11 protein-coding genes are annotated in these 12052 nt (G+C 68.1%); 6 read left to right on the forward strand and 5 right to left on the reverse strand.

Going from position 1 to position 12052, the window contains the following annotated elements; all coding sequences use genetic code 11:
* The first annotated feature begins 16 nt into the window (after positions 1 to 16).
* The 3 genes from FXO18_RS04710 (at position 17) to FXO18_RS04720 (ending at position 3713) form a co-directional block, all read left to right on the forward strand.
* On the forward strand, positions 17 to 769 hold the full coding sequence (locus FXO18_RS04710; RefSeq protein ID WP_235900441.1) for a pyrimidine reductase family protein: 753 nt from the start codon (positions 17 to 19) through the stop codon (positions 767 to 769).
* An 18-nt stretch (positions 770 to 787) separates the two neighbouring features.
* A complete protein-coding gene (locus FXO18_RS04715) occupies positions 788 to 2365 on the forward strand; it encodes an alpha/beta fold hydrolase (RefSeq protein WP_149359858.1) in 1578 nt (525 codons plus the stop codon).
* Between the two features lie 112 nt (positions 2366 to 2477).
* Positions 2478 to 3713 carry a glycosyltransferase family 87 protein gene (locus FXO18_RS04720; protein WP_149360114.1) on the forward strand — a complete coding sequence of 412 codons (1236 nt, stop codon included), beginning with the start codon at positions 2478 to 2480 and terminating at the stop codon, positions 3711 to 3713.
* A gap of 128 nt (positions 3714 to 3841) precedes the next feature.
* On the opposite strand, the gene FXO18_RS04725 is transcribed toward FXO18_RS04720, so the two are convergent.
* Positions 3842 to 4294, reverse strand: a complete 453-nt coding sequence (locus FXO18_RS04725) for a DUF305 domain-containing protein (protein WP_149359859.1) — start codon at positions 4292 to 4294, stop codon at positions 3842 to 3844.
* Between the two features lie 122 nt (positions 4295 to 4416).
* Positions 4417 to 4956 (reverse strand): DUF6636 domain-containing protein, encoded by a 540-nt coding sequence (locus tag FXO18_RS04730; RefSeq protein ID WP_149359860.1) that lies wholly within the window; start codon positions 4954 to 4956, stop codon positions 4417 to 4419.
* 189 nt (positions 4957 to 5145) lie between these two features.
* Here FXO18_RS04730 and FXO18_RS04735 point away from each other — a divergent pair, with 189 nt between their 5' ends.
* The 3 genes from FXO18_RS04735 to msrB all read left to right on the forward strand — a co-directional run bounded on the left by FXO18_RS04735 (position 5146) and on the right by msrB (position 8729).
* On the forward strand, positions 5146 to 6657 hold the full coding sequence (locus FXO18_RS04735) for a flavin-containing monooxygenase (protein ID WP_235900443.1): 1512 nt from the start codon (positions 5146 to 5148) through the stop codon (positions 6655 to 6657).
* A gap of 196 nt (positions 6658 to 6853) precedes the next feature.
* Positions 6854 to 8182, forward strand: a complete 1329-nt coding sequence (locus FXO18_RS04740; RefSeq protein WP_149359861.1) for a beta-propeller fold lactonase family protein — start codon at positions 6854 to 6856, stop codon at positions 8180 to 8182.
* 124 nt (positions 8183 to 8306) lie between these two features.
* Positions 8307 to 8729, forward strand: coding sequence for a peptide-methionine (R)-S-oxide reductase MsrB (gene msrB, locus FXO18_RS04745; protein ID WP_149359862.1), 423 nt, complete (start codon positions 8307 to 8309; stop codon positions 8727 to 8729).
* Positions 8730 to 8851: 122 nt separating this feature from the next.
* Here the strand turns inward: msrB and hemQ are convergent, their stop codons facing one another.
* Genes hemQ through hemE form a run of 3 tightly spaced genes read right to left on the reverse strand, consistent with a single transcriptional unit; the run spans position 8852 to position 12002 of the window.
* The gene (gene hemQ / locus FXO18_RS04750) at positions 8852 to 9547 is read right to left on the reverse strand and encodes a hydrogen peroxide-dependent heme synthase (protein ID WP_149359863.1); all 696 of its coding nucleotides are present in this window, start codon (positions 9545 to 9547) and stop codon (positions 8852 to 8854) included.
* 5 nt (positions 9548 to 9552) lie between these two features.
* Complete coding sequence (locus FXO18_RS04755) at positions 9553 to 10923, reverse strand: protoporphyrinogen oxidase (RefSeq protein WP_149359864.1); 1371 nt, start codon at positions 10921 to 10923, stop codon at positions 9553 to 9555.
* Entirely contained in the window at positions 10923 to 12002 is a 1080-nt protein-coding gene (hemE, locus tag FXO18_RS04760; RefSeq protein WP_149359865.1) for a uroporphyrinogen decarboxylase, read from the reverse strand. Before hemE ends, FXO18_RS04755 begins: the two co-directional genes overlap by 1 nt.
* Positions 12003 to 12052 lie beyond the last annotated feature (50 nt).

Genomic DNA, 12052 nt, shown 5'->3' on the forward strand with positions numbered 1-12052 from the left:
TGGGCAGATTGGCAGTGTGCCCACTCCCCTTTCTGCGATCCAGTTCACAGCTTCGAGCGCCGCGCCCGATCTCCCGCGGCTCTACGAGTACCGCGAGAGTCCCTGCCTGCGAGTGAACTTCGTGTCCAGCATCGACGGCGCCGCAATGATCGACGGCGCCTCGGGCGGACTGTCCAGCCCGCTCGACAAGAAGATCTTCGGGCTGCTGCGCGAGCTCGCGGACGTGGTGATCGTTGGCGCTGGCACGGCACGCGCCGAGGGCTACTCCGGGGCGCGGATCGCTCCTGCGGCGAGGCAGCGCCGCATCGAGCGCGGCCAGCAGCCGGTACCGCCGATCGCGGTGGTCACGGGCAGAGCGGATCTTGACGCGGCGCACACCTTGTTCACGAGCACCGAGGTGCCTCCGCTGGTGATCACCAGCATCGACGCCGATCCCGGCAGGAAGCATCTCCTCCGCGAGGCTGGCGGGGAGGTCATCGAGCTCGCTCCGCGTGACGGGCAGGCGGTGCATCCGGGCGATGTGCTGGCAGTGCTGCACGAGCGCGGCCTCGGTCGCATGCTGTGCGAGGGCGGGCCGTCGCTGCTCGGCGCGATGCTGCGCCATGATCTCGTCGACGAGCTGTGCCTGACCATCGCGCCGGTGCTCGTGGGTGGCGATGCGCCACGGATCGCCGTGGACCCCACTGCTGTGGCGCATCGGATGCGGCTCGCGCATACCCTGGCAGACGGCGACGGATCATTGTTCACGCGGTGGGCGCGCGCGGACTAGGGACAAGTAGGGAGCATCGTGCCAACTAGGCATTCATTGATCGTGGTGGCGCTCGGCGCGGCATGCGCGCTGGTCGCCTCCTGCGGGTCCGTCCCGTCGGAGCGCCCGCCCCTCGCGATCGATCGGGGCGCGGCACCGGCCGAGGGCACCGTGGACGGGCCGGTCGCTCCCCCAGGGCTCTCGTCGCCAGAGAACGAGCTGGCCTGGTCGGAGTGCGCGGGCGAGATCACGGCCATGCATGAGCTTCCGCCGATTCCGCCTGGCGTCCAGCTCGACTGCGCCACGCTGATCGTTCCCGTGGATCATTCCGGCGACCTCGTTGAGCCGATCGAGCTGGGCGTGGCGCGCGCCCGCCTCGAGGGCACGCCCATCGATGCCGAGCCGGTGGTCCTGACTACCAGTACCGCGCAAGCATCCTCCCGCGCGCTGGCAACGATGGCGGTGGAATCCTCGCCGCTGATCGCCTCGCGCCCGGTGGTGGCTGTCGATCGGCGCGGCACGGGTCTCTCCACCCCGATCAGTTGCCTGAGCCAGGGGCTGATCGAGGAACACATCGACCTGACCAGGGACGCCGAGGACATCGCGGACCGCACTGCCACGGTCGCGCGGATCAGCCGGGAGTCCACGCTCTCGTGCACTGATCAGCTCGAGCCGATGGAGACGTTCTTCACGGTGGAGAACGCCGCGCGCGACCTCGAGCTGCTGCGCGCGGAATGGGGGCTCGACCGCCTCGCCCTCATCGGGTCCGGGGACGGCGCGACGCTCGCGCTCACCTACGCCACATTGTTCCCGGAGAACGTCTCGCGGCTCGTGCTCGATTCGCCCCTGGCCATGCCCGCCACGCCGCCACCAATTCCCGGGAGCGACAATCTCGCGGAGGCCCAGCAACAGTCCGAGGGAGCCGAGGCCGCGCTGGGGGCGTTCGCCGCGCACTGCACCGCGACCAACTGCGCGCTCGCCCCTGATCCGATCGCGGCGCTCCAGGAGATGATCGCTGACGCCCGCGCGGGCCGGCTCGGGTTCGTCACCCCGGGAACGATCATCAGCACCGCCATCGGGCTGCTCGGCGACAGCAACGGCACCGCCGAGCAACGCATGGACACCCTCGCCGACGCGCTCGCCCAGGCACGGAACCGCCAGCCCGCGGAGCTCCTGCGACTGAGCCTCATCCAGCATTCCGCTGCATCCTCCGACGGCCAGTACATCGGCCAGTGCAGCGACACCCTTGCCCGCGCCACGGCCGCCGACGTGCAGGAGCGCGCGGAGCAGTGGCGCATCGATCATCCGATCGTGGGCGACCAGCTGCTGCTGCGCACGTTGCTCTGCACGTCCTGGCCCACCATCGAGCTCGTCCCCACCGATCTCGAAGCGCCCTTGCCCACGATGCTCCTCGAGGGGACACGGGATCCGCGCGCGGGGGCAGGCACCATCCGGGAGCTGCGCGGCCGGTTGCTCGCCAATGGGTCCACCGTTTCCAGCGTGACCTGGCAGGGCACCGGGCATGGCGCGGTGCTCAGCTCTGCCTGCGCGGCGGAGCAGGTCGCGTTCTTCGTCACAGATGGGCAGGCTTCACCCGCGACGACCTGCCCTCGCTGACCCCTCCGTGGGTGTCATGCAGCGAAGCACGTCCGAGTTGGGGTAGTTTACCTGCGTGTTTCCCTCACAGTTGACGTCACGAGCTCCCTTGACCACGGCGGGCATCATCACGATGGTGGCATGGCCCTTCGCGGTTCTCACGGTGATCCACCGGACAGTCATCCTGGCGTTCAACGGTGCGGTGACCAATGACTTCCTGCCGATCTATACCGCCGCGCAGAACTTCCTGAACAACCGCGACGTGTATCTCGACAATTTCAACTGGACGCATCCGCATTACCTGTATCCGCCGAGCGGCACCCTGATGATCTCGCCGCTGGGCTACATGGATTACGACATCGCGCGGCGCACCTACATCATCATCAATGCTGTCGCGGTGCTGCTTGCCGCCTATTACCTGCTGAAGCTGTTCGGGTTTGGCATCCGATCGGTGGCCTTTCCCGTCACGGTTCTCGCGATGTTCAGCACCGAGTCCGTGTCGAACACACTGATCTACACCAACATGAACGGGCTGATCTTCCTCGCCGAGGTGCTGTTCATCAAGTTCCTCCTCGAGCGGCGCCTCTGGTGGGCGGGCGTGCCGATGGGCCTGACAATCGCGATCAAACCGATCCTTCTTCCGCTGCTGGTGTTCCCGTTCCTCAAGAAGCAATGGCAACCGTTCATGGGAGCGATCGGCATTCCGATAGTGCTGCTCACCATTGCGTGGCCACTGTCGAAGGACCCGGCGCGCTTCGTCCGCGAAACAGCTCCCTATCTGGCGGAATCCCGCGACTACTTCAACAGCGCCATCTCCGGCAATGCCGCCTACTATGGCCTGCCCGAGTGGCTGATCCTCGGCCTGCGCGGCGGCATGGCCGTCATCGTGCTCATCTCCCTGTGGCTGCTGTTCCGCTACTACCGCCACGAGGAACTGTTCTTCCTCTGCACCGCGGCGAGCGTGATCCTCACCGCACAGTTCCTCATCGGATCGCTCGGCCAGATGTACTACTCGATGCTGATGTTCCCGCTGCTGATGACCGTGGTGATGCGCAACTCCGTCGTCCGCAACTGGCCGGCCTGGCTCGCCGCCTACGGATTCCTCACGTTCGACATGTGGTACTCGGTGCCCTGGCGGCAGTTCGGCGAGGCCGCGCAGTTCCTCCGCACCACATTCGGCTGGACGCTCATCCTCATCGTGGTGTTCGTCGTGCTCATCAACCGCTGGCTCGATGCCCGCCGCCTCGGCACCCTCCACGAGGGGCTCGACCCGCCGTACATCCGCGATGATGTGGAGTACAGCGGGATCCCGGAGCGGTACCGCTTCCCGGAGGGGCGCCCCGCGGGGAAGGCCGCCGCGGCGGAGTAGGCCTGTCTCGGATTCGTGCTCGCAAATGCGATAGAAGCTGCCTCGAACCTGGCGCGATTTCTATCGCGTTTGGCAGTTTCCGGTGTTTCTGGCGCTGCGCAGTCGGTCCGGACCTATCGGCGCGCTCGTCAGTACCGGTCCTCGAGGATGCGTTCCATCTGGGCGATCTCCTCGCGCTGCGTCTCGACGATCTGCCGGCACAGCTCGATGATCTCAGGGTCGGTGAGCGAAGATTCCTGGCAGACGAGGATGGCCCGCGAATGGTGCGGGATCATTGACTTGAGAAATCCCTCGTTGCCGACGAAAGTCTCGGTGCGCCCCAGCGACCACGCGCCGAGGAAAAGGGCGACGAAGAATACCGATAGTGCGATGTTGAGCCCTTTTTTCTGGAACATCGAGCGCATCCCGACCATCATCACCAGCGCCATCGCCGAGACCATGACCAGCGAGATGTAGAAGTTGCTGAGGTTGAGGTGGAAATGGTCCACTGTGCGGACCATGGACATCGATAGCAGGAACATCAGGACCAGGCTGGCTAGCAGCACCAAGCCGAACCGCAGGTAGTTTCCGGTGCTTCTCATCGCGGCTTCTCCTCGCTAGGCGGCAGGACGTCTTGCTGGCCTACCCGTTCCGAGGCGGGGTACACGCGGGCCACCAGCGTGATCGAGTGGGCCGCTCCTGCACGCTCGGTCCGGAACCACCGCTAGATCAGGTCGATCCCCTCGCGGGCCACCCGGAAGCCCTTGCCGGATGCTTCATCCACGCAGCTGACGCCGGTCGTCATGCTCGTGCATCGCACGCCTTGCACGATGATGTGCTGGCCATACTCGAGGACCGCAGCTGGTCCCGTTGACGCGAGTGCCCCGTTCGAGCATGTTCCTGTCAAAGGCTCGCCGTCGATCAGCACGGCCGACACGAACCAGGCGATGTTCGGATGGCAGTGCTCCGGCCGCGGTGGAACGGGCTCGATCGTGTCCCGGATCGTGCATGCCACCGACGGCTCGTGAAGCCCGTCCGGACCGTGCGAGCCAGCGAGGCGCGGACCGAACCAGCAGGTGATGTTTCCCGATGGAGAATTGAAACTGGTCTCGCCGTTGGTGGTGAATGCCCCGGCCTCGACGGCTGCGCTGGCCTCGCCTTCCTCACCGATCGGCGTTGCCCGCTGCCCGCCGTCCGCGCAGCCAGCCACCAGCGTAATCGCGAGCGCCGCCACTGCCACATGTCCTATCGAGAGTCTCGGCATGCGCGTCAGTGTACGCATACCATTTCGCCGGGCCACCGCGATGTGTGACGCCCGTCATTGCCGACCAGCGGGACTATCCGGTACACATTGACTCACACATCCGACGGCTTGTCCGGCGCAACGACGCGTCCCCGCACCGCAAGCCACCCCAGCGGCCTCGCGCCCGCCCCACTCGAAGGGATACCAACGTTGCTATCCAGCACCGCTCCAGCCACGCACACCACCCGCACGCTGATCATCGGCACGGGATTCTCCGGCATGGGCATGGCCATCCAGCTCCTGCGCTCCGGCAAGTCCGACTTCCTCATCATCGACAAGGCCGATGACTTCGGCGGCACCTGGCGCGACAACACCTACCCCGGGTGCGCCTGCGACGTGCCCGCGCACATGTATTCGTTCTCGTTCGAGCCCAACGCCCGCTGGAGCAAGCTGTGGGCCGAGCAGCCGGAGATCTTCGACTACATGAAATCCGTAGCGGCGAAGCACGATCTGCAGCGCTACACCCACTTCGGCCGCACCTTCACCGGCGCAGAGTGGAACGAGACCACCCAGACCTGGACGGCAACGACGGCCGAGGGCGATACCTACGAGGCAGAGTTCCTCGTCTCCGGCGTCGGCGCGCTCCATATTCCCTCCATCCCTCGCTTCACCGGGGACGACGAGTTCACGGGCACCTCGTTCCACTCCGCGCGGTGGGATCACAGCGTTGACCTTCGCGGCAAGAAGGTCGCGGTGATCGGCACCGGCGCGAGCGCCATCCAGTTCATCCCGCAGATCATCGACGAGGTCGCCGAGCTGCACCTCTACCAGCGCACCCCCGCATGGGTACTGCCCCGCACCAATGTGCCGATCCCCTCGCCCGCCCGAGCAGCGATCGCGCGCGTTCCCGGTCTGCGGCGCGGCATCCGCGGCAGCATCTACAGCATCCAGGAGTCACTGGCGTTCGGGCTCAACGGCAACTCGAACGTCATGAAGCCGCTCGAATCATTGGGCAAGTGGAACGTCACGCGGTCCATCAAGGATCCCGCGCTTCGCGAGAAGCTGACGCCGGACTACCGCATCGGCTGCAAGCGCATCCTCGGCTCCTCGACCTACTACCCGGCCCTCGCCCGTGAGCACACCACGGTGGTCACCGAGGGCATCGAGCGCTTCACCCCCAACGGCATCATCGGCGCGGACGGTGTCGAGCGCGAGGTCGACGTGATCATCTACGGCACCGGCTTCCACGTCACCGACTCGATGGACAACGTCGATATCGTCGGGCGCAACGGCGTGAACCTCAGCGAGCAGTGGCGCGACAAGGGCATGGAGACCCACCTCGGCATCACCGTCAACGGGTTCCCCAACGCGTTCTTCCTGCTCGGCCCCAACACCGGGCTCGGCCACAACTCCGTGGTCTTCATGATCGAGCAGCAGATCGGCTACATCCTCGAGGCCATGCGCATCGCCGACGAGCGCAACGCCGCCGTCGAGGTCACTGCTGACGCCCAGCGCGACTTCAACGACGAGATCCAGGCAAAGCTCTCCGCGGGCGTGTGGTCCACGGGTGGCTGCACGAGCTGGTACCTCGACTCCCAGGGCATGAACCGCACCATCTGGCCCGGCTACACCTTCCAGTACAAGGCCCGCACCAGGACGGTCAATGCGGCGGACTTCGTCCTGCACAGGAAGAGCGAGGACTCGCTCCCGGCTGCAAGCTGAGCACCGCGACTGCGGGGGGTGGCCCGGCCTGCGGCCACCCCCGCAGTCGCGTTCGTCTCGTCTTGGTCTCGTTCTGCTCAGCAAAACACCGGCAACCGCAGTGAATGGTGTGATGCACGAAGGACCGCGGGCAGGCACCGGGCACTCCCGTCGCGCCACATCGCACGCCCGGATCACGTGCAGGAGAACAGGGGCCATGATCGTCACGATCGCCATCACCACAGCACCCACGCTCATCCGGGCACCACGGCCCCGCGCGCCTCGGAACCGGTTGCCGCGGGCGGGCACACTGCTGCTCGCCCTCACCGCTGCCCTCGCCGCGGGGCTGCCCGCCACAGCCGCCGCCGACACGGTCACCGCCACCATCCCCGTCGGCGACGGCCCGACCGGGGTGGCCATCACCCCCGACGGCACCCTCGCCTACACCGCCAACTTCAACGAGGACTCGGTGTCGGTGATCGACACGGGCACCAACACGGTCGCCGCCACGGTTCTCGTCGGCGACGCCCCGCGCGGGGTCGCAGTTGCCCCGGACGGCTCCTTCGCCTACACCGCCAACGAACTCAGCGACTCGGTGTCAGTGATCGACACCGCCACCAACACCTCCGCGACCAATATCCCCGTCGGCGACGGCCCGATCGGGGTGGCCATCACCCCCGACGGCACCCGCGCCTACGTCACCAATTTCAACGACGACACGGTGTCGGTGATCGACACGGGCACCAACACCGTCACCGCCATCCCCGTCGGCGACGCCCCGCGCGGGGTGGCCATCACTCCCGACGGCGCGTTCGCCTACATCACCAACCAAAACAGCGACTCGGTGTCAGTGATCGACACGGGCACCAACGCGGTCGCCGCCACGGTTCCCGTCGGCGACGCCCCGCGCGGGGTCGCCATTGCCCCGGACGGCACCTTCGCCTACGTCACCAACTTCAGCGACGACTCGGTGTCGGTGATCGACACCGCCACCAACACCGTCACCGCCACCATCGGAGTCGGCGGCCTCCCGATCGGGGTGGCCATCACCCCCGACGGCACCCGCGCCTACACCGCCAACAACAACGACGACACGGTGTCGGTGATCGACACCGCCACCAACACCGTCACCGCCTCCATCGGAGTCGGCGACCTCCCGTCCGGGGTGGCGGTCAACCCGGACGGCGTCCGCGCCTACGTCACCAACTCCGGCGGTGACACGGTCTCGGTGATCGCCATCGACCAGGCCCCCACCCTGGTCGGCACGCCCCCCGCCGGCACGGTCGGGCAGCCGTACACTTTCGCGTTCACCACCACCGGCCCGCCGACGCCGACGGTCAGCACCGGCGACCCGCTGCCGGCCGGGCTGGCCCTGGGCCCCGACGGCACCCTCTCGGGCACCCCCACCGAGGCCGGGACGTTCCCCATCACCGTCACCGCGTCAAACGGCGTCGCCCCCGACGCCACCACCGACGTGGTGATCGAGATCGCCCCGAAGCCCTGCACAGGCTTGATCTGCCTGCCCGCCGGATCCTCCGGCAGCTAGACCGCCGCGGCCCGCGGTGGCGGGGCCACTCCCGGCCTCGCTACCGCGCCCCCACGCTTCATCCTTAGCCAGTGATCCCGCTCCGCTGGCGGCGCGGGACCGGAAAACCTATTAGCGTTGTGGCATGGGTTCTGATCAATTGCCACCGCCGCGCTTCGAGCTTGCTGATGCCGAGTGGCGGAAGAAGCTGTCATCCATCGAGTACGCGGTACTGCGGCAGGCCGGGACGGAGCGCCCGTTCACTGGTGAGTACACCGACACCACCACCGAGGGCATCTATGAGTGCCGGGCGTGCGGGGCGGAGTTGTTCCGCAGCAGCGAGAAGTTCTCCTCGCATTGCGGCTGGCCGTCGTTCTTCGATCCTGCCGACTCGGATGCCGTGATCCTGCGGGAGGACCGCTCGCTGTTCACGCGCCGCGTGGAGGTGGTGTGCCGCAACTGCCATAGCCATCTGGGGCATGTGTTCGAGGGCGAGGGCTATCCCACGCCCACCGATCAGCGGTACTGCATAAACTCGGTTTGCCTGCGGTTGCGGCCCGCGGAGTAGCCGAGCTCGGCTCGCCCCGCGTCTCCCTCTCGGAAGTGTGAGCTTTTGCACCCGCTCGTGGCCGTGCGAGGGTGCAGAACCTCACACAACGCGGGGGTAACCGCCAGCTGAGCCAGGCAGCGTCAGGGCAGCGCCCGCACCAGCGCCTCGGGCTCCACGCGCGGCCCGGTGTAGAAGGGGATCTCCTCGCGCACGTGCAGGCGCGCCTCGGTGGCGCGCAGGTCGCGCATGAGGTCGACGATGCGGTGCAGCTCGGGTGCTTCGAAGGCGAGGATCCACTCGTAGTCCCCGAGCGCGAACGAGCTCACGGTGTTCGCGCGCACGTCGGCGTAGCCCCGGGCGGCCTTGCCGTGATCGGCGAGCATCGTGCGACGCTCGGCGTCGGGCAGCAGGTACCAGTCGTAGGAGCGCACGAAGGGGTACACGCAGATGTAGTTGCCGGGGTCCTCCCCGGCGATGAACGCGGGGACGTGGCTCTTGTTGAACTCGGCAGGACGGTGCAGGGCGGCGACGCTCCACACTGGGCTGCTCGCGCGACCGAGGATCGTGGTGCGCCGGAAGTCCTGGTAGGCAGCTTGAAGCTGCTCGATGGTCTCGGCGTGCGTCCAGATCATGAAGTCCGCGTCGGCGCGCAGGCCCGAGACGTCGTAGAGGCCACGGACGATCACCCCGCGCTCGTCGAGGTCGTCGAGGTAGCGCTGCAGGTCCGCGCGCGCGGCCTCGCGCTCCTCGCCGAGGAGGCCGGGCTCCACCCGGTACACCGAGAACATGAGGTAGCGGATGGTGTCGTTGAGCGCCTTGTAATCGAGCCGTGCCATGCGCCCTATCCTGCCATGCCCGAGAGAGCTTGCGCGACGGCCGCGTCGGCGGTGGCGATGCAGGCGGGCACGCCCACGCCGTGGAGGTAGGCCCCGGCTACAACGAGGCCGGGCAGCGGCGCGACGGCCTGCTCAATTGTGGTGATGCGCTCGGCATGGCCTGGCTCGTACTGGGGCAGCCCGTCCCGCCAGCGCTGCACCCGCGTGGCGAGCGGCGCATCGGCCACCCCGGTCACGGTGCGCAGGTCGGCGCGGGCAATATCGATGATCCGCGCATCGGGCTGGTCGAGGATGCTGGTGCCGGGATCATCTCCGAAGCGTCCGAGAGAGACGCGCACGAGGTTGCGGTGCGCCTGGTGGGTCCACTTGCGGCTGGTGAAGGTGAATGCCTTCGCGGTGAGTTCCTCACCGGTGGCGACGAGCACGCCGGAGTGCTGCGGGATCCCGGCTTCGAGAGGCAGGTCGAGGGTGACCAGAGCTGCCGATGCGTGCTGGATGCGGGCTAGCTCGCGGGATGCTTCCGGGGCTGCCTGCGCGAGCAGCCGGGCAGCAGCGTGCGCGGGCGTGGCGATGACGACGATATCGGCGTGCCCGAGTGGCCCCGCGTCCCATCCCCGGCCGTCCGCGCGAAGCGGTTGGTCCAGGGTTGCCGGGGATCGCTCGGCGCGGGCCGCAAGCTCGAGAGCGTCGACGAGGATGCGGTAGCCATCGCGGAAGGTGGCGAAGACGGGTCCTGCCGGTCCGGGCCGCAGGGCCGAGCGGGCGGCGGCAGTGACGCTGGTGGCGCCGCGGTCGAGCGCGGCAGCAAGCTCGGGCGTGGCCGCCCGGACACCGATGTGCTCGGTGCCGCCGCCATAGACCCCGGCCATGAGGGGGTCGACGGACCGTTGGACCACCTGTTGCCCGAAGCGCTCGGCGATGAGCTGCCCGAGGCTGGCATCCTGGCCCGGCGTCCAATCCAGCGGCATCCCCGGCTCGTCAGCGATGCGGGCCAGCGTCGCGTCATCAACGAGGCCGTCGAGGGCCTCGGGGCCCAGCGGAATGCCCATGAACGTGCCTGCAGGCATGGGGTGGAGCTCATGCCCGGACCAGATGGCAGGGCGCAGCCCGGAGGGATGGACGAGCTGGTCGGCGACGCCAAGCTCCTCCGCGAGGCCCGTCACCTCGGGTCGGCGCCGCACGAAAGCCTCCGCGCCCAGCTCCACCGGTCCCCCGGATTGCCCGAGCGTCCCGGTGCGGAGCTTCCCGCCGCTAGCGGGCTCGGGGTCAGCGATGACGATGGTGGCGGAATCCCCGAGCTGCTGCCGCAAGCGGTGGGCGGCGAGGAGCCCCGAGATGCCCGCGCCGAGCACGAGAGCACGTTTCGGGGCAAGCATCAGAGCGAGTGGACCAGCTCGACGACGCGGGTGATCACGGTCGGGTCAGTGTCGGGCAGCACGCCGTGACCGAGGTTGAAGATGTGACCGATCGCCCCCGCCTGCTGCGCGGCATCAGCCTCGCCGATGATGCGGCGGACCTCGCGCTCGATCGTCGCCCAGTCCGCGAACAGCACCGCAGGATCGAGGTTGCCCTGGATCGCCTTGCCAGGGCCGATGCGTCGGACGGCCTCATCGAGCGGCACGCGGAAGTCCACGCCCACCACGTCCGGCCCGGCCTCGCTCATCGCGCCGAGCAGCTCGCCAGTGCCCACCCCGAAGTGGATGCGGGGCACACCAGTGGAGGCGAGCTCATCGAGGATGCGGCTCGAGTGGGGCAGGACGAACCGGCGATAGTCGGCGAGCGACAACGCGCCCGCCCAGGAGTCGAAGAGCTGCACCGCGTCCACCCCAGCGCGGACCTGCGCCTGGAGGAAGACGATGGCGATATCGGCGAGCTTGCCGAGCAGCGCGTGCCAGGATTCCGGATCGCTGTGCATCAGCGCCTTGGTGTGCTCGTGGTTGCGGCTCGGGCCGCCCTCCACGAGGTACGACGCGAGGGTGAACGGGGCACCGGCGAAACCGATAAGCGGGGTATCGCCAAGCTCGTTGACGAGCAGACCGATCGCATCGGAGACCGCGCCAACCTCCTCCGGCCGCAGGCGCGGGAGAGCGGCGATGTCCGCGGCCGTGCGCAAGGGGTTCTGCACGACAGGGCCGCGGCCAGCAACGATGTCGAGGTCCACCCCGGCGGCCTTGAGCGGCACCACGATGTCGGAGAACAGGATCGCGGCATCCACTCCGTGGCGGCGCACCGGTTGCAGGGTGATCTCCGCGACAAGCTCGGGGCGGAAGCAGGACTCGAGCATCCCGATGCCCTTGCGGAGCTCGCGGTACTCGGGGAGGGAACGGCCTGCCTGGCGCATGAACCACACGGGGCGCTGGCTCGGGCGGGAGCCCGTGGCGGCGGCGAGGAACGGGGCAGCGGGGAGCAGGCGGCGGCGGGTCGCGCCCGCGAGCCTCGGCAGTGAGTCACTCATGATGCTCCTATCCTCCCACGTCCACCGCCATGCGCGGTGCCAGCCCCGAG

The sequence above is a fragment of the Lolliginicoccus suaedae genome (assembly GCF_008312885.1).
In the GTDB taxonomy this organism is placed as follows: Bacteria; Actinomycetota; Actinomycetes; order Mycobacteriales; family Mycobacteriaceae; genus Lolliginicoccus; species Lolliginicoccus suaedae.